Annotated in this window: 19 protein-coding genes; 11 read left to right on the top strand and 8 right to left on the bottom strand. The window is 47.4% G+C overall.

Going from position 1 to position 26,094, the window contains the following annotated elements; all coding sequences use genetic code 11:
* Nucleotides 1-41 precede the first annotated feature (41 nt).
* The 3 genes from grpE to hrcA are packed head-to-tail and all read right to left on the bottom strand — an operon-like array spanning nt 42 to nt 2,822.
* Nucleotides 42-599 carry a nucleotide exchange factor GrpE gene (gene grpE, locus ICN46_RS01630; protein WP_216203814.1) on the bottom strand — a complete coding sequence of 186 codons (558 nt, stop codon included), beginning with the start codon at nt 597-599 and terminating at the stop codon, nt 42-44.
* Between the two features lie 57 nt (nt 600-656).
* Nucleotides 657-1,757 (bottom strand): ferrochelatase, encoded by a 1,101-nt coding sequence (hemH, locus tag ICN46_RS01625; protein WP_216203811.1) that lies wholly within the window; start codon nt 1,755-1,757, stop codon nt 657-659.
* Between the two features lie 54 nt (nt 1,758-1,811).
* The gene (hrcA, locus tag ICN46_RS01620) at nt 1,812-2,822 is read right to left on the bottom strand and encodes a heat-inducible transcriptional repressor HrcA (protein ID WP_216203809.1); all 1,011 of its coding nucleotides are present in this window, start codon (nt 2,820-2,822) and stop codon (nt 1,812-1,814) included.
* A gap of 37 nt (nt 2,823-2,859) precedes the next feature.
* Here hrcA and ICN46_RS01615 point away from each other — a divergent pair, with 37 nt between their 5' ends.
* Complete coding sequence (locus ICN46_RS01615) at nt 2,860-3,765, top strand: NAD kinase (RefSeq protein ID WP_216203807.1); 906 nt, start codon at nt 2,860-2,862, stop codon at nt 3,763-3,765.
* 26 nt (nt 3,766-3,791) lie between these two features.
* Nucleotides 3,792-5,462: a DNA repair protein RecN gene (gene recN, locus ICN46_RS01610; protein ID WP_216203805.1), complete on the top strand. Its 1,671-nt coding sequence runs from the start codon at nt 3,792-3,794 to the stop codon at nt 5,460-5,462.
* Here the strand turns inward: recN and glnE are convergent.
* Complete coding sequence (glnE, locus tag ICN46_RS01605; RefSeq protein ID WP_216203803.1) at nt 5,459-8,287, bottom strand: bifunctional [glutamate--ammonia ligase]-adenylyl-L-tyrosine phosphorylase/[glutamate--ammonia-ligase] adenylyltransferase; 2,829 nt, start codon at nt 8,285-8,287, stop codon at nt 5,459-5,461. The genes recN and glnE overlap by 4 nt on opposite strands.
* A gap of 69 nt (nt 8,288-8,356) precedes the next feature.
* Between glnE and ICN46_RS01600 the strand changes: the two genes are divergently transcribed.
* From ICN46_RS01600 to ICN46_RS01585, 4 genes are read left to right on the top strand one after another with little or no spacing between them, the layout of a single operon-like run.
* A complete protein-coding gene (locus tag ICN46_RS01600) occupies nt 8,357-12,514 on the top strand; it encodes a YhdP family protein (protein ID WP_216203801.1) in 4,158 nt (1,385 codons plus the stop codon).
* A gap of 24 nt (nt 12,515-12,538) precedes the next feature.
* Nucleotides 12,539-13,372, top strand: coding sequence for a carbon-nitrogen hydrolase family protein (locus ICN46_RS01595; protein WP_216203799.1), 834 nt, complete (start codon nt 12,539-12,541; stop codon nt 13,370-13,372).
* A gap of 23 nt (nt 13,373-13,395) precedes the next feature.
* Nucleotides 13,396-14,886, top strand: a complete 1,491-nt coding sequence (gene tldD / locus ICN46_RS01590) for a metalloprotease TldD (protein WP_255538685.1) — start codon at nt 13,396-13,398, stop codon at nt 14,884-14,886.
* Nucleotides 14,887-14,905: 19 nt separating this feature from the next.
* Nucleotides 14,906-16,030, top strand: a complete 1,125-nt coding sequence (locus tag ICN46_RS01585; protein WP_216203797.1) for a 3-deoxy-7-phosphoheptulonate synthase — start codon at nt 14,906-14,908, stop codon at nt 16,028-16,030.
* Nucleotides 16,031-16,078: 48 nt separating this feature from the next.
* Here the strand turns inward: ICN46_RS01585 and ICN46_RS01580 are convergent, their stop codons facing one another.
* The gene (locus tag ICN46_RS01580; protein ID WP_216203796.1) at nt 16,079-16,660 is read right to left on the bottom strand and encodes a cob(I)yrinic acid a,c-diamide adenosyltransferase; all 582 of its coding nucleotides are present in this window, start codon (nt 16,658-16,660) and stop codon (nt 16,079-16,081) included.
* 26 nt (nt 16,661-16,686) lie between these two features.
* Here ICN46_RS01580 and ICN46_RS01575 point away from each other — a divergent pair, with 26 nt between their 5' ends.
* The 5 genes from ICN46_RS01575 to proC are packed head-to-tail and all read left to right on the top strand — an operon-like array spanning nt 16,687 to nt 22,211.
* Nucleotides 16,687-18,192, top strand: coding sequence for an FAD-linked oxidase C-terminal domain-containing protein (locus ICN46_RS01575; RefSeq protein ID WP_255538699.1), 1,506 nt, complete (start codon nt 16,687-16,689; stop codon nt 18,190-18,192).
* A complete protein-coding gene (glcE, locus tag ICN46_RS01570; RefSeq protein ID WP_216203794.1) occupies nt 18,192-19,343 on the top strand; it encodes a glycolate oxidase subunit GlcE in 1,152 nt (383 codons plus the stop codon). The genes ICN46_RS01575 and glcE overlap by 1 nt, the downstream gene beginning before the upstream one ends.
* Before the next feature lie 8 nt (nt 19,344-19,351).
* A complete protein-coding gene (gene glcF, locus ICN46_RS01565; protein ID WP_216203792.1) occupies nt 19,352-20,632 on the top strand; it encodes a glycolate oxidase subunit GlcF in 1,281 nt (426 codons plus the stop codon).
* Nucleotides 20,629-21,354, top strand: a complete 726-nt coding sequence (locus tag ICN46_RS01560) for a YggS family pyridoxal phosphate-dependent enzyme (protein ID WP_216203791.1) — start codon at nt 20,629-20,631, stop codon at nt 21,352-21,354. The genes glcF and ICN46_RS01560 overlap by 4 nt, the downstream gene beginning before the upstream one ends.
* The gene (gene proC, locus ICN46_RS01555; protein WP_216203789.1) at nt 21,351-22,211 is read left to right on the top strand and encodes a pyrroline-5-carboxylate reductase; all 861 of its coding nucleotides are present in this window, start codon (nt 21,351-21,353) and stop codon (nt 22,209-22,211) included. The genes ICN46_RS01560 and proC overlap by 4 nt, the downstream gene beginning before the upstream one ends.
* Here the strand turns inward: proC and ubiA are convergent.
* From ubiA to recG, 3 genes are read right to left on the bottom strand one after another with little or no spacing between them, the layout of a single operon-like run.
* Nucleotides 22,208-23,077 carry a 4-hydroxybenzoate octaprenyltransferase gene (gene ubiA / locus ICN46_RS01550; RefSeq protein WP_216203787.1) on the bottom strand — a complete coding sequence of 290 codons (870 nt, stop codon included), beginning with the start codon at nt 23,075-23,077 and terminating at the stop codon, nt 22,208-22,210. The genes proC and ubiA overlap by 4 nt on opposite strands.
* Nucleotides 23,077-24,003: a LysR substrate-binding domain-containing protein gene (locus tag ICN46_RS01545; protein WP_216203785.1), complete on the bottom strand. Its 927-nt coding sequence runs from the start codon at nt 24,001-24,003 to the stop codon at nt 23,077-23,079. Before ICN46_RS01545 ends, ubiA begins: the two co-directional genes overlap by 1 nt.
* A 10-nt stretch (nt 24,004-24,013) precedes the next feature.
* Nucleotides 24,014-26,086: an ATP-dependent DNA helicase RecG gene (gene recG / locus ICN46_RS01540; RefSeq protein ID WP_216203783.1), complete on the bottom strand. Its 2,073-nt coding sequence runs from the start codon at nt 26,084-26,086 to the stop codon at nt 24,014-24,016.
* Between the last annotated feature and the right edge of the window lie 8 nt (nt 26,087-26,094).

Genomic DNA, 26,094 nt, shown 5'->3' with positions numbered 1-26,094 from the left:
CCTTTTTATGAGTTTTTTGACCTTTCAAAGGCCAAAAAGGCTTATTTTGGTGCGCTGACCGTCACCAAAGCAGGTCGCAATACCCTGTCAGAGATGGAGTACCCCCTCTGAAGAAGGGAGACCACGGTATTGGGTTCCTGCTCTGATGGAACTGAAGCAATTGCCTGGTGGTGGTGCGGGTCAAATTTATCCCCCACTGCAGGATTAATCTCAGTCATGCGCCCTTTTTCAAAGGCGCTCAGCAACTGCTTAAGCGTGATCTCAAGACCTTCCTTAAAGGCTTTCGCATCAACCGCTTCAGCATTTAGGGCTGCGTACAAACTATCCGTAACTGGTACTAAATTCTCTGCAAAACCCTCAATCGCAAATTTATGCGCCTTCGCAATATCTTCTACAGCACGACGACGAATATTTTCACCCTCAGCTTTGGCGCGCAGATAGTTATCCTGCATTTCGGCCAGTTTCTGATTTAAATCGGCAATAACTTGCTCAGGGGTTTGGGCTGCGAGCTCTGGCTCAGTTGTAGCTTGGGCCTGCTGATCTCCCGCCAACTGTTCTTTGGACTGATCTTCAGAAGAATGTTGATTTTCTTGTGTCATGGCAACTAATTCACTTTTCTTTAAGGGGGGTCTACTTCTTTGCAATATGGGGTCAGATTATGGATTTTCAAGTCCAGACTTTACTGCTTTGGCGCGCTGGCTCCGCAAAGTCAGTTCAGCGTCGGATTCAACACCCAATGACCAACCCAATAAATGCTGATCGGCAATCTCAGCCAAAGCATCAATCCATTTTGGATTGCTATTGAGACAAGGAATATAGCGGTAATCTTTTCCACCATGCTCCAAGAAAATTTCCCGTGCCTCCATTGCAATCTCTTCTAAGGTTTCAAGGCAATCTGCCGGAAATCCAGGGCAGAAAATATCAATCCGCTGACAGCCGTCTTTTGCCAACTTCTCAATAGTGGGGGCGGTATAGGGTTTGAGCCACTCGGCTTTTCCAAAGCGTGATTGAAAGGTAACCAGATATTGCTCGGCAACTAAACCAAGCGCCTCACCAAGCAAGCGTCCTGTTTTAAGGCATTCGCAATGATAAGGGTCGCCTTTCATTAAATTGCGTTTAGGCAAGCCATGAAACGACATAACCAAACGATCGCCTTTTGAAAAATCTGGTCGACCGTCTTTGTCCCATGCGTTCATCACTTGATCGCGCAAAGCGTCAATGTATGCAGGGTGATCGTGATAGTGCTTTACCAAGCGCAATTCAGGCTGATTACGCCAAGTTCCCAAAACTCTAAAGACCTCATCAAAACTCGAAGCTGTTGTCGTTGCAGAGTACTGAGGATACAAAGGCAATAGCAGCAAACGCTCCATCCCCTGATCCTGAAGGGCTTTAAGGGCTTCGGTAGTGGATGGTTGCCCATAACGCATTGCCAAATCTACCAAGACTGTTTGACCTTGAGCGGCAAATCTCTCGCTAAGCGCTTTTGCTTGTAAGCGTGAGTAGTGCATTAAAGGTGATCCCAGTTTTGGCAGCCAAATCGAGGCATATTTTTTTGCCGATGCACCACTGCGAATTGGCAAAATAATCCCATTCAAGATGCACCACCAAATCACACGAGGAATTTCTACAACACGAGGATCAGAAAGAAATTCCTTAAGATAAGCTCTTACCGCTTTGGGTGTTGGCGCAGAAGGTGTTCCTAAGTTTAGTAGCAACACCGCCGTCTTAGTGCTGCGTAAATGTGGGTTTTCGTTCAAAGCAGTTTGTCTCTAAAAGAATTGTTGAAATGATGTCATTGAGCGTGCAGGCAATTAAGAACTTAAAACGCCAGACAATAATTTGGAAGTAATATCTACAATCGGAATTACTCTGTCATAAGCCATGCGAGTAGGGCCGATGACACCTAGCGTTCCCACTATTTGACCGTCAACACTGTAAGGCGCACTAATCACAGCTAAATCTTCGTAAGGCAAAAGATCACTTTCGCCACCAATAAAGATCTGAATGCCATCCGCATGACTCGACACATCCAAGAGCTGCATCAAGACAGACTTTTGTTCAAGCATATCGAACATCTTGCGCAACTTATCCAAGTTCGAACTTAAATCACCCACATTGAGCAGGCGGCGCTCGCCAGACATCACAACCTCGCTTTGACCCATGCCATAGTCCGACACGCCACTTTGCAAAGCCAAGGCCATCAAACCAGCAATATCGCTACGCAAATTATCTAAGTCAGATTTGAGGTGAGCCCGAACATGCTCAAAACTCTTGCCGGCAAATTGGGTATTAATAAAGTTACCAGCCTCAATCAACTGACTTGGGGTGTAGTCCTGAGTGGTGGGCAAAATCCGATTTTGCACATCCCCCTCTGGAGTGACCACAATCAAGAGAATCTTGCCTTCACCAAGACGTAGGAACTCAATATGTTTAAACACCTGAGCGCGCTTAGGCGTCATGACGACCCCGGCAAAATGGGTCAAATTGGATAAAAGTTGAGCGGCTGAGCTCAAAACCCGCTGGGGAGAGTCCGGCAACAACCCTTTTTCAACCTCACGAGCAGCTATTTCCTCCAATGGGCGCATGGTGACCATGGTATCGACAAATAATCGATAACCTCTGGGGGTTGGAATACGTCCAGCCGAGGTGTGCGGACTGGTGACCAAGCCCATATCCTCTAGGTCGGACATGACGTTTCGAATAGTGGCGGCCGAGAGGTCTAAACCAGAAAAGCGGGATAGCGTGCGCGAGCCAATAGGCTGGCCCTCTTCGATATAGCGTTCGATGAGGGTTTTTAGTAAAGCGCGGGAACGATCATCCATGGTGGAAGGGATTTTATGCCTATGGTTTAATCGTTATATGTTAAGCCCATCCACAAATTCCATCAAAAAGGCATTTAGCCGGCTTGCGTTTGTTGGCAAATACCAGTCCGACGGGATTGGGGAGCACCTAAATGAGCTGGCTAAGCTGGTTTCCAGCCTAGGGTGCGAGGTATTTTTTGAAACCTCTACCGCAAACCATTTAAATCTCAAGGGATATCCCAATAAAAGCATTGAAGACTTTGTCGGGGCAATTGACCTTGCAGTAGTTTTGGGGGGTGACGGCACAATGCTTGGCATTGGTCGCCAACTGGCCGGCAGCAAGGTTCCCTTGGTCGGCATCAATATGGGGCGTCTTGGCTACATGACGGACATTCCCATTGGAGATGTCCAAACCATTCTGCCAAAAATTATTGCCGGGGAATACGAAGCAGATACGAGAACCTTATTGGATGCTGTAGTTCTTCGTAATGGTCAAGTAATCAATCATGCTCTTGCCTTGAACGATGTTGTTGTTAATCGTTCTGGCATTTCTGGAATGGTGGAGCTTGCGGTGCAAGTGAATGGATCATTCATGTACAACCAGCGCTCCGATGGCTTAATTGTTTCTACACCTACTGGTTCGACTGCCTACGCACTCTCGGCCGGGGGGCCTATTTTGCATCCGCGCGTTGCAGGTATTTTGCTGGCCCCAATTGCGCCGCACTCACTATCAAATCGCCCAATCGTATTACCTCAAGATTCTGTAACGAGCATTGAGGTGGTTGATGGTCGCGAAGTAGTTGTAAATTTCGACATGCAATCCCAAACAAATTTGGAATCTGGCGATAAGATCGAAGTGCGCCAATCTGATAAAACGATTACCCTCCTGCACCCTCGCAACCATAGTGACTACAAAACCTTACGCGAGAAACTGCACTGGAATGAGTACCCATCGACATTCTGATGTCGAGTTCTTTGCTACGCTAATACATGCTTCAAACTCTTGCCCTCCGTGACTTTGTCATCGTTGATCAAATCGAACTCGATTTTGCTGCTGGCTTTACTGTCTTAACCGGCGAAACAGGGGCAGGTAAATCTATCCTGCTTGATGCCATAGGTTTGGTTCTAGGCGAACGTGCCGATAGTAGTCAAATTCGAGAAGGCAGTAATCGCGCCGAAATCAGCGCCCTCTTTCGGATCGACGCCCAGCAAATAGAACACTTCAATCTATGGCTTGACGAACAAGGCTTCCCGCTTGAAGATGAAGGCCAAAGTCTACTGCTCAAGCGAACTATTGAAAGCGGAGGACGAAGCCGCGCCTTTATTAACGGCAGCGTTGCAACACTCACTCAATTGCGTGAAGCTGGCGACCAATTAGTCGATATTCATGGTCAGCATGCCCATCAACTCCTACTTAAGGGCGGCGCTCAACGCGAACTGCTCGATCGACATGCCGGGCTATTGCCGACCGCTCTTGAAGTAGCTCAAGCATTCAAGAGTCTGAGTGACTCTCGTCGTCTTTTAGAACAAGCTGAAAACGCCGGTCAAGACATTGAGCGAGAACGCGAGCGTCTTGAATGGCAACTAGAAGAGTTGACCGAACTCTCCCCACAAGAAGGCGAATGGGATCATATTCAAACTGAGCACGCGCGACTTGCTAATGGCGCCAAGATTATGAGCGGCTGCCAAGAGGCAATTGACGTCTTATCCGAATCAGAGAGTTCTGTGGAATCCGCCCTTTCTAAAGCCAGTTCGAGCATGAGTGCTTTAGCTCAACATGATGCAGCACTAACTGACGTAAGTCAGTCTCTAGAGTCGGCACAGATTCAAGTAGATGAGGCGGTACATACCCTCAATCGCTACCTACAAAAATTAGACCTTGACCCTGAGCGTCTTGGTCAAGTCGAAGAGCGCATGCAGGCTTTGCATACTGCCGCCAGAAAATACCGGACCGAAGCCAATGAACTTCCAAACTTACTTTTGGCAACCACCGAACAACTAGATGCCATCAGTGCCTCCCAAAATATGGGCGCCTTGCGTGAAAAAGTAAAACAAGAAGAAGTTGTCTACCTCAAACTGGCAAAGCAACTATCACAGAAGCGTAGCAAGGCAGCTCTTGATCTTAGCAAGCTCGTTACTGAAGCAATGCAAGATTTATCCATGGCTGGCGGCCAATTAGAGATTGCCCTGGTGCCGCTAAGTGAGGGCGGTTCTAATGGTCTTGAGCAGATTGAGTTCCTAGTGGCCGGTCACTCAGGCAGCACGCCACGAGCTCTGGCGAAGGTAGCCTCTGGCGGAGAGTTGGCTCGCATTAGTCTGGCTATTAGCGTCATCACTAGTAAAGCCTCGTTTACACCCACACTCATTTTTGATGAGGTCGATGCAGGCATTGGCGGCGCTGTTGCAGAAACCGTTGGTAAATTATTGCGTCAGCTGGGCGAGTCACATCAGATTTTGTGCGTTACCCACCTACCTCAAGTAGCCGCCCAAGGTAACCACCATCTTAAAGTTAGCAAGTCTCAAAGTGGCGATAAGACGCTTTCACAGGTCTGCCCACTAACTAGAGTCGATCGCGTTGAAGAGGTAGCCCGCATGCTCGGTGGAGCAACGATTACCGATACCACCCGTCGTCACGCTCGCGAACTGCTAGAACAAAATTAAAGATTGGATGGCGCTTTAAAGATTTGCTGCCATAAATTAAGCACAGCATTTCTGACACTTACTAGCGCGGACTCTGATTCAATATCCACGCGTGTTTTTTCCAAGCCGTCAAGACGCAAACGATGTTGGCGAGCCCTAAATAAGCGGTAAGCATTAGCCACTTCTTGGGCGGTTGATTTTTTAATCAACTCAATTTCGCCTGCTATATGAAGTAATGCAATATTACCCAAATTACCAATCAATTGATGATATTGATGCGAATAAGCCAGTACTAAGAATTGAACTATAAATTCAATATCCACCATGCCGCCAGAATCGTGCTTTAAATCAAACATGCCACCAGGATTGGGATGGCCAGCATGAACTTTCCTCCGCATTTCTAAAATCTCATTACGCAGGGCATTGATATCGCGCGGTTGACTCAACACCTCAAAGCGTACGACGTCAAAAAATTGGCCTACCGTTATATTTCCAGCGGAGAACCTGGCCCTCGTGAGGGCCTGATGCTCCCAAACCCAGGCTGAGTTGTGGCCCTCACGGAGTTGGTAACTTTTAAAAGCATCCGCATTGGTTACCAAAAATCCAGCCGATCCGTTGGGGCGAAGGCGGGTATCTATTTCAAATAGGCGACCTGCAGAGGTATAGGTTGTCAGCCAACTAATCATACGCTTGGCTAGCAAGCCATAAATTTCTTGTGCAGCGTAATCTGACTCTTGCGCCTGATACAAAAAAACCAAATCTAAATCAGATGCATAACCCAGCTCTTTTCCACCCAGCTTTCCATAAGAAATCACCGCAAATGGGGCACTGTGGGAGGAGGTCTGATCTTCCGGTAGGTTGAATTTTTTTGCAATCGCAGGCCACACTCTCTCCAAAGTAGTTTGCAATATCAAATCAGCTAATGCAGAAAGATGATCGCTCACTTTTTCAACGGGAAGAGGATGACTTACCCCGATACCAAGATCTGCTAATAAAGTAATAAAGGTTTCGGTATGGTGAGTGACACGTAAAATATCCATTGCCTGCTCTGAGTTATCACCATCAACTATCACATCATCTAGGCGCATATTTAGGGTCGCCTTAACCTCACGCCAATAATCCTCTGGATGCTCTACTAGTAGAGTCTCGGCGCTTGAGTTCAGTAAATGATCCAGCAAATATGGGTGTCGAGTGAGGTATTGCGCGCCCCACTGAGACGCCTTTAGCAAGGCAAGAACATTCGATAGTGCCCTTGGGTACTCTGACAATATTGATAGATAGGCACTTCTTCCGGCAATGGCTAGTAGCAAATCAAAAAAGCGTAGCAAGGTGCTATCTGCCGCAATCTGATGCGCACCTTCAGCTTGCAAATTATCAGCTGCCCTGCGAATGAGGTTATGAAAAATCAAGCGACTTTTTTCGGGTAGCTGCCGTTCTTTTGGGCCTCCACTCCAAACTTGCCAACGTGCTGATGACTCAGGAAAGTAATTCTTATTCAGTTCCCAGTCATGGGCTAAGGGCGCCAAATCCAAACGTTCGCCATCGTCGAGAACAAACGCTTTTTCAAACAACTCCGAGACGGTATTTTGATGCCCCTCCAACTCAGCGAGAAATTGAGCTGAAGTCTGACTAAGGTGCGGACCAGCCATAGCCTGAGCAAGTCGCGCACAATCAGACTCTGCTTCAGGCAAATAATGAGTTTGCTGATCATCCCAAATCTGAATGCGATGCTCTAAACGCCTCAGAAATACATATGCGTCCCTTAGAGCCTGTACCTCGCCAGCAGGTAAGATCCCCCTCTTTTCTATCAGGCTCAATACTTCTAATGTAGGTCGAGTACGAAAACGAGGGTCGGTACCACCGCGCATTAGCTGAAACATTTGCGCCAAAAACTCAATTTCCCGAATGCCGCCACGACCCAATTTAATATCTCGCGAACGACCATAGCGCCCTGATGAACGCTTTTCAGCCTCCCGCTGAATCTGCCGATGCAGGTCACGAATAGCCGCAATCACGCCGTAGTCCAGATGCCGACGATAAACAAATGGGCGAATAATTTGATCTAATTCTTTTTCGCACACCGCAAACGATGCTGAATTAGTCAATGGCGCAATCAATCTTCCTTTGATCCAGGCATACCTTTCCCACTCACGACCCTGCACCATGAGATATTCTTCCAGCATGTCTAGACTGCAAACGAGTGGGCCCGAGTCGCCATTAGGGCGTAAGCGCATATCCACCCTAAATACAAATCCATTAGCATCATGCTCAGATAGCATTTTGATGAGGCGTCGACCCATCTGAGTGAACCACTCCTGATGAGAGATGTTTTTAAAACCCCCTTGAGTCTCACCCTCTTGCTCATACAGAAATATCAGGTCAATGTCTGAAGAGAGATTTAGCTCTCGCCCACCAAGCTTGCCCATCCCAACAACCATCAAGGGCATTTCCGCATTACTGACAACGCTCCAAGGCGCCCCAAAGCTCCTATTGAGGTCCTTACGAATAAAAGCAATAGACAACGCAATCGCCATTTCAGCAAATGAGCTCAGGCTATGCGTTACTTCATCAAGATCGGCCAAGCCATTGAGATCACGAAACCCCAAACACAGCATCAAACGTTGGCGAGCAAGCCGTAAATCGGCCATAAATTGAGATTCGTCTTGCTCCTCATTAGCTATGCCCGCCTCGCAAGACATCAAAAGGCTTCGTATAAGCGCCGAATCAATTTCTTGGTAGGCATGGGAGGCCAACCAACCCTCCCACTCAGGCTGGGCATTTAGCCAGCGCTGGGCGTAAGTAGAGTGCCCCTTTAAAAAGTCTATTTGCGCGGAGAAATTGGTCATACCCCCATCTTAATCCGAGCTCTGGGCTACTCTTGGAGATCCCCTTGGGGCTGACGGATAATAGAGCCCATGCTTCGCAACCTCATCCCACCTCGCCTCCAGAGCGTGCTGCAAAAACGTCCTTCAGGCGGAGAGGGTCGCTGGGGTAAGCGCGCGCTGATCCTAGCTGGCTTCATTTTGACCTTGCTAGTTCTCGGGCATCTTGGGGTTCGTTTCCTGCTGTGGCCTCAAATTGAGAAGTCAAAGCCAGCGCTAGAAAAACTCATCAGCGCCAGAATCGGCGCAAATGTCTCAATGGATGATGTCCAAGTATCCTGGACAGGCATTAGACCCAGCTTTGAAATCACCGGCTTACGTTTTAATGGGCCGTCAAACCTCAAACCGCTTTTAGAAATTCAAAAAATTAGCGGTGAATTAAGTTGGCTGTCTTTCTATCACCTTGAGCCCTACTTTTATGAGCTCAATTTTGATGGGGCAAAAATCTATGCCCAAAGAAATGCGCAGGGTATCGTCTCTATTGCTGGGGTTCCCATTAGCGCTAAATCTGATGATTTTTCAGCTGAGAACTGGCTCTTCGCACAAAACACTATCAAAGTAGCGCACGCTCAATTCTATTGGGAAGATCTGCAAAACAAGAGATTAAATACCTTAGTAGAGATTCAGGAATTTAACCTGAGCAATGGGCTACGCAAACATTACAGTACATTGCTTGCGAATACACCTTGGCACAAAGGGCAAATTCAAATCAATGCAAGCTTTACGCATCGACTTGGTGGCCAATCTGGAAACTGGAGGGATTGGGCTGGCGAGTTCTCATGGGACTTTTCCGACTTGAATCTCAATCAAATTACAAAAGATTTCAAAGTGCCGCTCTATGCATTAGAGGGCCGAGTCAGCTCTAAGGGACAGCTAAATCTTGATCAGGGCAAACCTGATGGAGGGGCTCTCAACATTACAGCTGACCAACTGAAAATTCAATTGACTAAAGATGATGAAGCGATTGAATTCGGCAGACTAGAGGCCGATCTTGTTCAAGCAACAGATAAGAAGATGCTAACTGTGAGCACCAAATCACTTGCATGGCGAGATATTGATAGTCCAAGTACGGCAGCACTCGATCACCTAAGCCCTATAACCTTTCGGTGGAAACCCCCTAAAGACGGTGGCGAGATTAAAGAGTTCGGCTTTTCATCTCCTCAGATTTTGGTGGAAGATCTTGCTCGGTTCGCACTCAATCTTCCGTTACCTAAAAAAATTCGCCAATGGATCAAGGTGTCAGAAGCCGATGGAGAATTACAAAACATAGAAATCAATTGGGCAGAAAGTCGTTCTGCGCTTGCAGCGCTCCCCATTCCTGGCTCTTGGTTTGATTCCGATAAATTAGACTTCACTGTAAGCGCCAAACTTATTGACTTGAGTTTTGTTGGCATTAACAAATCTATGCCATCGGTTTCTCATTTATCGGGAAACCTTACCAGCGACCAGAAACATGGAAGCCTAAGCCTCGACTCCCCCAATCTGGAAGTAGAAATTCATGGTTTTCTTGTTGACCCACTCATTAAATTAGATAAAGCTAGTGGACTAATTAGCTGGGAAAAATATAAGAGCGGTTGGATCATTAATGCCAATCGAGTGGCTTTTAGCAACCCAGAAATTAAGGCCACACTTACCGGCAATTACATCCTCGGCAGCCCTAAACAATCCGATCAAATCACCTTGGACATGAGCCTCTTCGAAGCAAAGTTGACTAGTGCCTATCGATACCTTCCAGTTGGGATGGATGGCGATGTCCAGCAATACCTTAGCAAAGCATTTGATGCTGGTCTAATTCGCAATGGCAGCCTCCATATTAAAGGCGACCCCAATCAGATTCCCTTCCCCAAGGGACAGCTTGGTGAGTTTTCCTTAAACCTGCCAATATCTGATGCCTCTTTTAAACCAGCCCCTTTATTGCCGAAGTCTCAAGGAGAGTGGTCACCATTTACAAAGCTTAATGGTGTGATCAGCATGAAGCAGGCAGCCTTAACAGTAGACATTGTTAAGGCAAACTATCAAAGCGTTGCACTCAACAATATTCATGCGGAAATACCAGATGTGAGCGCCAGGCAACTCATGCTCTCAGTTGACGGGAGCGCTCAAGGAAGCGCGCAAGAAATGCTCCAGTATCTTTTTGCATCCCCTGTTGGCAAAAATCAAGAGGGTCTAGAGAAGAATCTAAAAATTGCCGGCGCCACTACGCTGAACCTAGGTTTAAAAATACCTTTATCTGGCAAACCAGAAACCCATATTGATGCCAAGTTAGATCTTCCGGGCAATCGAGTCCAATGGGGAAGCTACCCGCCATTTGACAATCTTAAAGGGAACATTCGCATTACTGAGGCCAATCCAGAGTTTGAAAATGTCACTGCGAGCTTCTTGGGTGGCGACATTAAGATCACTAGCGTTCCATCATCAGCCGATAAGCCCAGCTTTAGCATTAATGGTTACATTGATAGCAACTTCATTAAACAGTATTTTTCTGAAGATTTAAGCCCTCAAATGAACTCCCTTTTAAGGGGTATGAGCGGTTCAGCTAAATACGAGGGCTTACTCAATTTCAGTAAAGCTGGCAGCGAAACAAATTTAAAATTAGATTTAAAAAACTGGGCCAGTCAAGCCCCAGCCCCTGCGAAAAAAGTATTAGGGGCTCCGATGATAGGTCAAATCAATTTTCGTACTTATGCCAATAGCAAATCTGACGCGCCGCGCATGACTTGGTCCGGAAAGATTGGGGATCAAATTTCTACGCAAGGTAGCCTTGCGCCGGGCAATGAAATCCGCTACGCGTTGGGCATTGGCGCTAACCCCAATCTGCCTCAGCAAGGATTTGCTATTAATTTGCAATCTAGTGAGTTGAACTTAGATGCTTGGCAAGAATTTTTAAGTCCTGGTCTGAAGACTAAAGCCGTCAAACAGAATGCTAGCGGCGAGAGCAATATTCAAGTCACAGCTCAAATCAAAAAACTCATACTGCTTGAGCGCGCATGGACAGATGTTGGCCTGATTGGTAGTAATAAAAATGATGCCTGGCAGTTGCGCATCAATTCTTCACAGGCCGCCGGACAACTGCGTTGGCAAGAAGATAGCCCTACCAATACTAGCGGGCTGATTTCTGGTCGCCTGAACCGCCTCAAAGTTCCAGAGCCAATCTCTGCGGTGGAGCCCGCCCCCAAAAATCAAAACAATCAAGCGCAAAAGACTGGAGATAATGAAAAGCTGAACCCCAACTCTGTGCCAAGTCTTGATATCACTATTGACGACTTTTCTTGGTCTAAGGCGCAATTGGGAAGTCTCAAGTTGAAGACACATACGAACAAGGGCATATTGACTATCGAATCTGCTCACATCTCCAACCCACAGGGAAATACAACACTCTCGGGGCAATGGATTGGCGTTAGTGGAAATGGCAAAGACCATAGCCTACTTAAAATCGATATGGATGTAAAAGACGCCGGACAAATCATCGCCCATTGGAGTAGCGCCCAATCCGTAGAAGGCGGTCAAGGAAAGCTTGATGGAAAGCTCGAATGGGATGGTAATTTGTTTGAGCCCGACTATGCGACTCTGTCGGGCAAAATAAATCTTAACCTGATTAAAGGGCGCCTATTGGAGGTAAATTCAGATGCCGCAAAAATACTGAATGTGCTGAGCCTGCAAAGCCTCTTCAGATTTGCTACGCTCGATCTCCAAGATAGTCTTGGCAATATTGTGACCAAAGGAACACCCTTTAATTCTATTGAGAGCAGTTTTGATATCAATGCTGGCATCGCTCAAACTAGCCTTTTCACTATGGAACTAGATCAAGCACGCGTGGCAGTGAATGGTCAAATTAATATCCCAAAAGAAACTCAGGACCTGCGTATAACAGTGTTCCCAACAATAGATGCTGCTGCAGGCTCTGTTGTAGCTGCCTTCGTTATCAACCCAATTGTTGGTCTTAGCGCGCTTGTAGGCCAATACCTCATCACCAACCAAATTAACCGAGCGATGCAAACTGATTATTTAGTGCAAGGTTCGTGGACTGACCCAGAAGTGATCACACTTGATCAAAAAGGTCAGCCGATTGACTCCAAGACTTTAGACAGTATCCGCAGCAAAGGCCTACTAAAGGAGCAAGCTAAGCCAAATGCTCCGAACACCCCAAATCCTTCGAGTACATCAAGCCCCCCTTCTAGTCCGCAAACCTAACCTATATTTCTATCGCCACCATCTATGAGTAAATCAGCAATATCCTCAGAGCTAAAGATTGCTTCTATTCAAATGATTTCCACTCCCAATCTTCAGGAGAATCTGGATACTGCTAGCAGGCTTGTGATGCAGGCAACGAAAGCAGGGGCTCAATTAGCTGTACTTCCAGAATACTTCTGTCTTATGGGGCTTAAAGATACTGACAAAGTGCATGCCAAAGAAAAGTTCGGGGATGGCCCCATTCAGACACAACTTGCCAACATGGCGAAAAGGCATGGCATTCATCTGGTTGCAGGCACGATTCCATTAGAGGCACAGGACTCAAATAAAGTGCTGAACACTACATTAGTCTTTGATCCACAAGGTCAACATATTAGTCGCTATGACAAGATTCACTTATTTGGATTCCAGACTTCAAGCGAGCGCTACGAAGAATCTGAAACGATTGAAGCGGGCAACACGCCTAGCGTTCTCTGCATCAAGATCAATGATCAAGATTGGCGATTTGGCTTAAGTATTTGCTACGATCTCCGATTTCCAGAGTTATACCGATCCCTAGGGGAAGTAGACTGCCACATTATTCCAGCGGCATTTACTTATACAACCGGTAAAGACCATTGGGAAATTCTGCTTCGTGCTCGCGCAATTGAAAACCAATGCTATGTCCTAGCATCAGCGCAGGGTGGGACCCATGCCAACCAACGCCGAACTTGGGGTAATAGCATGCTCATAGACCCTTGGGGTGCAGTATTAACCAATCTTCCTGAAGGTGAAGGCTTTATTTCTGGTCTTCTGAGCAAAGATAAATTAAACGAGGTACGCTCTAAGCTACCAGCACTCAAACACCGCAAGCTTTAAACCGAAAGACTTACCGAAATAATATGAATGCACCAGAAGCACTATTTCCATCCAATTGGACCAAGTCTAAAAAACAGGTAGATCTCCTGAAGTTAGCCAAATCAATTTTGCTTGAGCCCACCGGTTTAACGGAGCAAGACTTACATCGCACTTTTGGCAGCATGTTTGCCCATCGCCTTGATGATGCGGATTTGTACTTCCAACATACTCGGAGTGAGAGCTGGAGCCTTGAAGAAGGCATCGTTAAATCTGGTAGCTTCAATATTGATCAGGGCGTAGGGGTTCGCGCCATCTATGGTGATAAAACTGCCTTTGCCTATTCAGATGAAATTAATTTAGAGGCTTTAAGTAAAGCAGCTAAAGCAACACGTGTGATTGGTCCACAAGGCGGCAAGCAAGCTATTGCTAGCAAAATTTTTAGCCCCATCTCAAATCAACTCTATTCGGATTCAAACCCTTTAGATTCTCTTCAACCCAAAGAAAAAATTGCCTTACTTGAAGGCATTGAGCGTCGTGCTAAGGCTCGTGACCCTCGCATCATTCAGGTCATGGCTAGTCTTGCTGGGGAGTTTGATGTTGTCCTAGTCATTCGTGCGGACGGCTTGCTTGCTGCAGACATTCGCCCACTTGTGCGCGTCTCAGTCCATGTGATCGCCGAGCAAAATGGACGGCGTGAGTCTGGGTCATCTGGTGGCGGTGCGAGACATGACTACAGATACTTCAATACAGAACTCATCAATCAATATGTGGATGAAGCGGTCGATGGCGCCCTCGTGAATCTCGATTCGCGCGCCGCACCTGCAGGCCCAATGACAGTGGTTATGGGGCCGGGCTGGCCAGGAGTATTGCTTCATGAGGCAGTAGGTCATGGCTTAGAGGGCGACTTTAATCGCAAAGGTTCTTCAGCATTTGCAGGCCGAATTGGTGAGCGGGTTGCCGCCAAAGGGGTCACTGTAGTGGATGATGGCACTCTCTCTGGCCGCAGAGGTTCGCTCAATATTGATGACGAAGGTACTCCAACGCAATGCACCACACTCATCGAGGATGGTGTTTTGAAAGGCTACATCCAAGATAGTCTAAATGCCCGACTCATGAAAATGCCACTCACTGGAAACGGCCGTCGTGAGAGTTTTGCTTCTCTACCAATGCCACGCATGACGAATACCTACATGCTGGCAGGTAAAGATGATCCCCAAGAAATTGTCGCCAGCATTAAACGTGGGCTCTATGCAGTCAATTTTGGGGGTGGGCAAGTTGATATCACCAGTGGCAAATTTGTGTTTTCCGCGTCCGAAGCCTATTGGGTAGAAAACGGCAAAATCCAATACCCCGTGAAAGGCGCTACGATTATTGGCAGCGGTCCTGAGTCCCTAAAACAGGTCTCTATGATCGGCAATGACCTCAAATTAGATGGTGGAGTGGGGGTCTGCGGCAAAGAAGGGCAAAGTGTTCCAGTAGGAGTCGGGCAGCCAACTTTACGGATTGATAGCCTAACTGTGGGTGGAACTGCCTGATACGGCTTAAAATAGTCGTATGAGCCAACAAAATACTAATCCCGCCAATTGGTACTCTGCCGTAGACAAAACGTCAGATACCGACGATCAACGTATTCACAACATCACTGTTCTGCCTCCGCCAGAGCATTTGATTCGTTTCTTCCCAATCTCGGGCACGCCAACCGAAGCATTGATCAGCAAAACCCGTGCAAAGATTCGTGACATTCTTCACGGAAAGGATGATCGTCTGTTGGTCATCATTGGGCCTTGCTCAATTCATGACCCAAGAGCAGCGCTGGAGTATTGCCAACGCCTCTTAGTCGAACGTGAGCGCTTCTCGGGTGAGCTCGAAATTGTGATGCGGGTATATTTTGAAAAGCCTCGCACTACTGTTGGTTGGAAGGGCCTCATCAATGATCCATACCTTGATGAAAGTTATCGGATTGAAGAAGGTTTGCGTATTGCGCGTCAAGTGCTGATGGAAATTAATCGCCTAGGCATGCCAGCAGGAAGCGAATTTCTTGATGTGATTTCTCCGCAATATATTGCCGACCTGATTTCCTGGGGCGCAATTGGCGCTCGTACTACTGAGAGCCAAGTTCACCGTGAACTTGCTTCTGGTTTGTCTGCCCCGATTGGCTTTAAGAACGGCACCGATGGCAATATCAAAATTGCTACTGATGCTATTCAAGCAGCAAGTCGTCCTCATCACTTCTTGTCTGTTCATAAGAATGGTCAAGTTTCAATTGTGGAAACAAAAGGTAATAAGGACTGTCACGTGATTCTGCGCGGTGGTAAAGAGCCAAACTACGAAGCTAGCTTCGTGGATGCGGCCTGCGCTGAGCTCGCAGCAGCAAAGCTTCCAGCCAGCTTGATGGTAGACCTATCCCACGCAAACTCTAGTAAAAAACATGAGCGACAAATTGTCGTTGCTGAGAATATTGCCGAGCAAATTGAATCTGGCTCTCGCAAAATCTTTGGCGTAATGATTGAAAGCCATCTTCATGATGGCGCACAGAAATTCACACCTGGAAAAGATGATCCAAGCAAATTGGAATACGGTAAAAGTATTACCGATGCCTGCATCAACTGGGAAGACTCGGTAAATGTATTGCAACGCTTAGCTACAGCCGTAAAATCGCGTCGCAAATCTAAGAAATAAAATTGACGCCGCAGGGCAGCAATTCAGTGCTACAAAAATGAGGCTAAATTATTTGGCCTCATTTTTTTTCTCGATTTTTTCATGCTTCCAGAGAACATCGGCGCCACCAGCTGCGCGATTCAAGACTCTCGACAAAACGAATAACAAGTCAGATAAGCGATTCACGTATTGACGTGGTGCGTCATATAAAGGCTCAGCCCAACCAAGTCGCACAATTGAACGTTCCGCCCTTCTACAAACAGTTCGGCAAACATGAGCTTGCGCGGCCGCGCGACTACCTCCAGGAAGGATAAATTCTGTCAGCGGTGGCAAGGTCTCGTTGTATTGCTCAAGCCAAACATCTAACTGCTCAACGTGTTCAGGTTTGAGCAAGGTGTAGTTTGGAATGCAAAGCTCGCCCCCGAGATCAAAAAGGTCATGCTGCACCTGCAAAAAAAGTGCCTGCAACTCTTGAGCAATGCTATCAGGAAGGGTTTGAGCCATCAGAACGCCGATTTCCGAGTTCAGCTCATCCACATCCCCCATCGCGCAAATCCGCAAATGGTCCTTTTCTACGCGGCTGCCATCACCTAATCCAGTCATTCCGGCGTCACCGGTTCTTGTGGCAATTTTTGAAAGTCGATTTCCCATGAACTCATTATAGGTAAATGGCTAAAATGATTCATATGAATATGGTGACAATGCCCCCAGACCAAGCCGCTATCAGCGCCCTCCAATCAAAGCTCGTTTCCGCTCTTAAACCACTCCTTTCTGAGCATGCACTGCTTTGGGAGCCTGAAGACACTATTCCATATGAATGCGATGGCTTAGCAGCCTATCGCCGCATGCCCCTGGCGGTTGCCCTACCGGAAACCGAGGAGCAAGTAGCCCAGATTCTGAAAATTTGCTATGCCATGAAAATCCCTGTCGTGCCTCGTGGCTCTGGCACGGGCTTATCTGGCGGCGCAATGCCTATTGCACAAGGCTTAGTGTTATCACTTGCAAAACTGAAGAAGATTATTAGTATTGACCCGTTCACCAGAACTGCCGTGGTGCAACCAGGAGTGCGAAATTTAGCTATCTCGGAAGCAGTTGCCCATCTCGGCCTATATTACGCTCCAGACCCATCTTCGCAAATCGCCTGCTCGATCGGCGGAAATGTGAGTGAGAACTCCGGCGGCGTGCACTGCCTCAAGTATGGACTTACACTTCACAACGTTTTAAAGGTGCGCGGTCTACTGATGAATGGCGAAATAGTTGAATTTGGTAGCCTAGCTCCGGACTCTCCTGGATTGGATTTATTGGCCATCATGATAGGGAGCGAAGGTATGCTCGCCGTTGTGACCGAAGTTACCGTGAAGTTAGTTGCTAAGCCCAAACTCGCTCGCGTCATCATGGCAAGTTTTGATGATATTGAAAAAGGTGGTAATGCCGTTGCCGCAATTATTGCTGCCGGCATTATTCCAGCCGGCCTAGAGATGATGGATAAAGCGACTTCTCGTGCCGTGGAACAGTTTGTGCATGCCGGCTACGATCTAGAGGCTGAGGCAATTTTGTTATGCGAATCCGATGGCACCCCAGAGGAAGTTGCTGAAGAAATTGAACGGATGACAGCAGTACTGGAAAAATCGGGTGCCAGTGGCATTCAAATTTCTCAAAATGAATCTGAGCGACTCAAATTTTGGAGTGGTCGTAAAAACGCCTTTCCAGCGGCTGGGCGGATTGCCGCTGACTACTATTGCATGGATGGCACCATCCCCCGTCGACACATTGCGACTTTATTAAAGCGTATTCAGGGCATGGAAAAGAAATATGGTCTTGGCTGTCTAAATGTATTCCATGCCGGTGACGGCAATATGCATCCACTCATTATGTTTAATGGCGCCGATAAAAATGAATGGCATCGCGCTGAAGAATTTGGCACTGAAATTCTAGAAGCCTGTGTCGAGCTCGGCGGAACCATCACCGGTGAACATGGTGTTGGGATTGAAAAAATTAACTCCATGTGCGTGCAATTCGGAGAAGGCGAACGTGAATCTTTCTGGGGCGTAAAAGAAGCCTTCGATCCGGAGCGCTTACTCAACCCAGATAAAGCTATTCCCACCCTAAATCGTTGTGCTGAATATGGTCGTATGCGGATTAGTGGCGGCGCTCTACCTTTTCCAGAATTGGAGCGCTTCTAATGCTTCATCAACCAAACCCAAATATTGATTTATTCCGTGAGCAAATTTTACAAGCCGCCAAAACGGGCGAACCTCTTTCTATTGAAGGTGGTGGGACAAAATCTTGGTATGGCAACCACAATGCCTTTACAAAACTCAACACTCGTCCTTACTCTGGGATTTTGGAGTATCAACCTGAAGAACTAGTCATTACTGCTTGCGCAGGAACCCCCTTAACAGTAATTGAGGCAGCTCTCGCAGAAAATAATCAGGTACTCGCTTTTGAGCCTCCGTCTTTTAATTCATCGGCAACTTTTGGTGGCGTGATTGCCGCTGGGCTTGCCGGACCAGGACGCATCAGCGCCGGTAATTTAAGAGACTTTGTTTTAGGTGCTCGCATCATGGATGGGAAGGGCCAAGACTTATCTTTTGGCGGCCAGGTCATGAAAAACGTTGCAGGATATGATGTCTCTCGTTTAATACCTGGATCCATGGGTACTCTTGCCCTCCTCTTAGAGGCGTCAGTAAAAGTCTTGCCAAAGCCTGCGGCGACAGCCACTCTGCGCTGCCAGATCTCTCAAGCGCACGCACATCAGCTCTTAAATGAATGGGCAGGTCAGCCGCTTCCGCTCTCTGCTAGTTGCTGGATTGGCGCTGCAAATTCGGAAGAGTATGGTGAATTAACCATTCGATTATCTGGTGCCATTGCTGCAGTTCATGCTGCGATTCCGTTAATGAACGCATCCATCAATGCAGCAGAACTGGAACCAGATCTAGCCCACACTTTTTGGAGCAATCTTCGTGAACAGAAGCTCAATCCATTGACCAATCTTGCCCCAGAAGAAACACTCTATCGCTTAGCTCTTCCTGCAGCATGCGGCCCGCTGCGCTTGCCCAACATGTCCAATGAAATCGCGCTCGAATGGCATGGTCAGCAACGTTGGTGGAAAGGGCCTAGCGACAATGCTACGTTTGCCGCGATTAAGGCATTAGCCAATGCTAATGGGGGCCATGCAGCCCGTTTCCGACAAGGTGCCAATGTTGATCCAGCGCAGGAACGTTTCACTAAATTGAGTGAGCAAGCTCATTCGCAAGCACTGGAATCAGTACAAGCACGCCTCAGAGCAGCCTTCGATCCAGCTGGCGTTTTCGCCACCAACCGCCTCCCCTAATCTTCTATATGCAAACTCAACTTGCCCCTCAATTTGCCCACACGCCTGAAGGCAAAGAAGCTGCTCGCATTTTAGAAAAATGTGTTCACTGCGGTTTCTGCACAGCAACTTGCCCAACCTACCAACTCCTCGGCGATGAATTAGATGGCCCTCGTGGACGCATTTATCTGATTAAGCAAATTGCTGAAGGCCAAATACCCACAGAAAAAACTCGCGCCCACTTAGATCGTTGTCTAACGTGTCGCAATTGCGAGAGTACCTGTCCCAGTGGTGTGCAATATGGCAAGCTCGTGGATATTGGTCGAAAATGGACTGAAGAGAGTACCCCACCTCGCCCACTGACTGAGCGCATGACTCGCTGGGCCCTTAAAGAAGGTTTAACGAGACCGGTCTTGTTTAATTCAGCAATGGTGCTAGGACGCCTTGTACGTCCAATCATGCCCACAGGAATCAAGCGCAAAATTCCATCTGAAAAAAGTAAGGCCTTAGCAAAAAATATTGACCCTTATGCGCGACCCCAAGCTAGTCACGCTCGGAAGATGCTCTTGTTGGAAGGTTGTGTTCAGCCTGGCATGTTGCCGAATATCAATTCTGCAACTGCGCGCGTTCTTGACGCCTTAAAGATTCAACTCGTTAGCGCAAGCACTGCCACTTGTTGCGGGGCTTTACGCTATCACTTAAACGACCAAGAAGGCGGCCTTGAGAATGCCAAGCAAAATATTGATGCTTGGTGGCCGCTAGTTGAACAAGGCGTAAAAGCGGTGGTCATGACCGCATCCGGTTGCGGCGTAATGGTAAAGGATTATGGCCACCTTTTAGCCCAGGATCCAAATTACGCAGCTAAGGCTAAGACCATTTCTGAGTTAACCAAAGATATCTCAGAAATACTTCCTACGCTCCAAAATGAACTAATAAACCTCATTGGCACAGACCCCAAGTCAGGCGTGGTGTATCACCCACCCTGCACTCTGCAACATGGTCAACAAATCCGTGGGGCAGTTGAGAGCTTGCTTGGTAGCATTGGGGTTGGTGTCAAACTCTGTGCAGATAGTCATCTTTGCTGCGGCTCTGCTGGAACGTACTCCGTCACACAGCCTAAATTATCTGAACAGCTGCGCAAAAATAAATTAACGCATCTACAGGCCGCTTGCGAAGAGTCGGGCGCTGAAATCATAGTCTCCGGAAATATTGGTTGCATTACACACTTACAACAAGATGACATGCCTGTTTTACATTGGATCGAAATTGTGGATCAACTCATTACTCAAAAACATTTAATCGCAGAATGAGTAGAATCACCAATAATTTAATGCGGGTAAAGCAACGTCTTGAATTGGCGGCGCAAGCAAGCAACCGCGAGCCTGAAGAGATTGAATTATTAGCGGTAAGTAAAACCTTTCCTGCAAGTGATATTGAAGAGGCAATGCATGCAGGTCAAAGTGCTTTTGGCGAGAACTATATACAAGAGGCCGTTGAAAAAATCACCCTACTTGCCAAACTGCGCCCATGGCTCGTGTGGCATTTTATTGGACCACTTCAAAGCAATAAGACCAAAGAAGCAGCAGAAAATTTTGACTGGGTTCACAGTATTGATCGCCTCAAAATTGCGGAACGACTTTCTACACAGCGCGGGGATTGTTCAGAGCTGGGAGATTTACAGGTGTGCGTCCAAGTGAACGTCAGTGATGAAGATAGCAAGAGTGGCGTCCCCCTGAGTGAGGCCGAGGATTTGTGTAATGTGATTGCAAGACTGCCTCATCTCACCCTAAGGGGGTTAATGGCCATTCCGGCACCCACGGAAAATAAGGCCACCCAACATCAGGCCTTTGCCAGCGTAAGAGAGTGTTTTAGCCAGATAAAAGCAAAACATCTGAATGACATTGGCTATGAATTCTTTGACACTTTATCTATGGGTATGTCCGATGACATGGAGGCTGCAATAGCCGAGGGTAGTACTATGGTTCGTGTGGGAACAGCTATATTTGGGAAGCGCGATAAGATAAGCATATGAGCAATCAACAAACTAATACAAACGCACACATCACCTTTATTGGTGGCGGCAATATGGGTCGCGCTTTAATTAGCGGTCTTTTGGCAAATGGATTTAATGCCACTCAACTCTCAGCGGTTGAAGCCAACACCGAAACTGCCACTAGATTGCATCATGATTTTGACATTCAAGTCATTAGTACATTAGATCAAATTGCTTTTGATTTCACAAAGAACAATGTTGTAGTCATGGCAATCAAACCTCAAGATTTCAGTGTGGTTGCCAAGGAGCTTAGCGCCAAACTAAAGCATGCCACTGCACCAGGACCGCTCGTTCTGAGTATTGCCGCAGGGATTCGTCTAAAGGATATGAGTCGCTGGCTTAATCATGCTCGTTGCGTGCGTGCGATGCCAAACACCCCCGCCCTCATAGGCAAAGGGATTACCGGCCTCTTTGCAGACCTTGCTGTCAATCAATCTGACCGCAGACTTGCTGAAACTATCTGCCATGCTGTTGGTCAGGCTGTTTGGGTTGCAGAAGAAAATTTAATGGATGCTGTAACAGCAGTTTCAGGAAGTGGGCCCGCTTATGTCTTTGCGTTTTTGGAAGCCATGCAGTCTGCCGGTGAAAAGTTGGGCTTAGATGCAACTACTGCACGTCAGCTTGCTTATGCAACACTCGAAGGCTCGACACAGTTGGCCCATAACTCAGATGAGCATGCTGGCGTATTACGCGAGAGAGTCACCTCAAAAGGCGGCACTACTGCTGCTGCACTGGATGTGATGAAACAACATGGTTGGCATGACATTTTGGAAAAAGCGATTGACACTGCAAGTCAGCGCGGCAAAGCGATGGGCGATGAATTAGGTAAAAACTAATTGATCGCTAGACCTAAAGCGATTCCCAAAAAGAGAAATCCGCCCAGCCAGTTGTTATGGCGAAATGCCTTAAAGCACTCAGTCCTACTGCGAGTTGAAACTAATTTCAGATGATAGATGGCACACCCCAAAGCGCCTAACCAGCCGCACCAAAAATAACTACTCAAGTGAGCAATTTGTGCCACCCAAATTTGACTTAGTAATAAGATTCCATAGCAAACCCCAATCGCCAGAACATCAAGCCGACCAAAGGTAATTGCTGATGTGCGAAGACCTAGGCGAATATCATCATCTCGATCGACCATTGCATAGGCAGTATCATAAGCAATAGCCCAAAAAATATTACCCACAAAAAGAATCCATGCCTCTAAGGGAATGAAATCCAAGACAGCTGCATAAGCCATCGGAATTCCAAAACCGAATGCAATCCCAAGAATGGCCTGAGGAATCGCGAAAAATCTTTTGGTAAATGGGTAAATAATTGCAATTAACAAAGCAAAGACCGAAAGTATTTTAGTGAAAGTATTAAGTGGCTGAATGAGTAAAAAGGCAATCAGCGCCAGCACAGTAGCCACAATAAGCGCCTCTTTACCTGAGATCTTGCCACTGGTTACTGGACGTCCTTGCGTTCTCTTTACATGGCGATCGAAATCTTGATCAGCGTAATCATTAACGGCGCATCCAGCACTTCGCATCAAGATAGTACCAATAGTAAAAATGAACAAAATGCTCCAGTCAGGAAACCCACTACTTGCAAGCCACAAACCCCACCAAGTGGGCCACAGTAGAAGCAGAGTACCAATCGGCTTGTCAAGACGAATCAGATAAGCATATGAAACTAGACGGGTAATAAAGGGATGCCGCATCAAATAAAGCTTACTCCCGGTAAGTCACATTTACGAATAATCTTAGCCAGCTCTCGCATCACTTCAGCGCGAGGATAGCTTTTGCGCCAGACCAAGCAAACCTTACGTGTTGGTACAGGCTCATCTAGCGGAATATAACGAATCAAACCTTCATGGGTTGCCGGATCGAGTACAGAGGTTCGAGGCAGGACCGAAATACCAATACCGCCTGCTACCATTTGACGAATCGTTTCCAAAGAGGATCCTTCAAAACTGCGTTGCTCGCCGATAGTGGATCCAGAACCAAAACGATTTAACTCAGGGCAGACACCCAAAACATGATCCCGAAAGCAATGTCCTGCGCCCAGCAATAAAGTGTTTTGCTCTCTTAACTCCTGGTGCGCAATAGACTTACGAAGCTCCCATGGATGCCCTTGAGGTACCGCAACCAAAAAAGGTTCCTCATACAGATCGACCACATCCAACCCAGCACTTGGGAAGGGGTCTGCCAAAATAGCGCAATCTAATACGCCTTGGCGCAACATCTCCAACAAGCGAACGGTGAAGTTTTCTTCTAAAAATAATGGCGCGTTTGGAATATCTTTTCTAGAAACTCTTACCAAACTAGGCAATAAATATGGAGCTATGGTGTAAATCGCCCCCAACCGAATTGGGCCCGACAAAGGATCCTGGCCGTGCTTCGCCAAATGCTTTAGAGCATTAGCCTCTTCTAGCACCCGCTGTGCCTGCTCAACAATCAGCGCACCTAAACCAGTCATTGCCACTTCAGAGCTTGTCCTCTCAAAAATCTGTGTGCCAAGCTCTTCTTCTAGTTTCTTAATTGCCACCGATAAAGTAGGCTGAGAGACATGACAAGCCTCAGCAGCGCGCCCAAAGTGGCGCTCGCGAGCAACGGCAACAATGTAACGCAGTTCTGTAAGTGTCATAGTCTAATTATCAGGCCTTTAGAAATTCTGCGCGAGACCCCAACCAGCGCTCTAGGTGGCGCTCCACCAAATCGGCATGATCGGCCAACAAGCATTCGGCTACCTGCTGAGCCAACTCAATCAACCAAGCATCCCGCTGTAAATCTACAAACCGTAACATGGCATCACCCGACTGTTTTGCCCCCAGTAGCTCACCCGGACCTCTTAGCGATAAATCGCGCTCAGCAATGACAAAGCCATCAGAAGTTTCGCGTAAGGTTTGCAAACGCTCTTTTGCAGCCATAGAAAGTGGCTCGGCGTACATCAAAATACAAACCGAATCAGCAGAGCCACGCCCCACCCGACCTCGCAACTGATGAATCTGCGCATAACCAAACCGCTCTGCATGTTCGATCACCATCAGCGCAGCATTAGGCACATCAACCCCAACCTCAATCACGGTAGTCGCAACCAAGAGTTGAATCTCATTCGCCTTAAAGGCAGCCATGACAGCGGCCTTCTCATTGGCCTTTAAACGGCCATGAACTAGGCCAACCTTAAAGCCAGGGAGAGCGAGGGTAAGTTGCTCAAAACTTTCTACAGCTGTTTGTAATTGCAACGCCTCTGACTCTTCAATCAAAGGGCAAACCCAATAGGCCTGCAAGCCCTTACTTAACCATGCGTGCAAGCCACTAATCACTTCATCGCGCCTTGCAGCTTTAACGACCTTAGTCACAATAGGCTTGCGTCCCGGAGGTAGTTCATCGATCACCGATACATCTAAGTCTGCGTAGTAAGTCATTGCTAGCGTACGTGGAATAGGGGTAGCTGACATCATGAGCTGATGACAGTAAAACAATTCAGAGCCAACGCGTTGCTGAATTTCTAAACGCTGCCTCACACCAAAACGGTGTTGCTCGTCAATCACTGCTAATCCTAGTTTGGCAAAGCTGACTGTTTCCTGAATAAGTGCATGCGTTCCAATGATGATCTGGGCTGTACCATTCTCAATCATCTCTTGCGCCAGTCTTTTTTCTTTTGCTTTCAAACTGCCTGATAACCAAGCCACCTTAATACCTAAGGGCTCAAACCACTCTTTCATTTTGAGATAGTGTTGCTCAGCCAGAATTTCTGTGGGCGCCATGATTGCAGCTTGATAACCATGATCCATCACGCGGGCAGCTGCTAGGGCAGCCACTACTGTTTTACCGCTACCAACATCACCTTGTAGCAGGCGATTCATTGGAAATTGGTTGGACAGATCTTCTGAAATTTCAGTCCAAACTCGTTCTTGCGCACCCGTTAGCTTAAAGGGCAAAGCTTTCAATAAACCTTCTTCAATGCTGGTGTTTGCTTGAGCTTGAGACTTCACAAAATCTGGAGCTCGCCTTTGTCTGCGAATCGAATGCGCTCGCTTCAGTGAAATTTGTTGCGCAAGTAATTCTTCAAACTGCACACGACGCCACGCAGGATGAGTGCGCTCCATCAAAGCCTGCGTATCGGCATCGGCAGGTGGCTGATGAAGATAAGTCAATGCAGCTTGTAAATGCGGCCAATCATTATTTGGCAAAAATTCGGTCAGTAACTGCGCAGGCAAGAACTCTGCCAAGCTTTCCTTAAGGCTTGGTTCGCGCAGTGCCTGAACTACCGCCTTACGAATAATAGTTTGTGAAATTCCAGCGCTTGCCGGATAGACTGGGGTCAAGCTGCGAGGTAATGGAGTATCCGGGGTAACGGCGCGCACCGTTGGGTGCACCATCTCCGAACCCTGAAAGCCTTCGCGAACATCGCCCCGCACGCGTATATGAGCGCCCACTGCCATTTGCTTTTGCTGACTGGGGTAGAAATTCAGAAAGCGGAGTTGCAATACATCCGTATCGTCTTCAATAGTAACTAATAGCTGCCTTCTAGGTCTAAACAGGACTTGATTGCGGATTACAATCCCTTGGGTCTGTACAGGGGAAAAGCGACCACGACTTAGGGCATCTTCAATGCTGAAAAGCTCAGTCTCATCCTCATAACGAGAGGGAAGATGCAAAGCAAGGGCCATGGGGCTGTCTAGACCCATCTTTTGCAGTACTGTTGGTGGTCGCTTAGTCGTCATCGTTAAAA

Origin of the sequence: Polynucleobacter sp. Latsch14-2 (assembly GCF_018881925.1) — a bacterium.
Lineage (GTDB): Bacteria > Pseudomonadota > Gammaproteobacteria > Burkholderiales > Burkholderiaceae > Polynucleobacter.
This window is presented reverse-complemented; position numbering and strand designations above follow the sequence as displayed.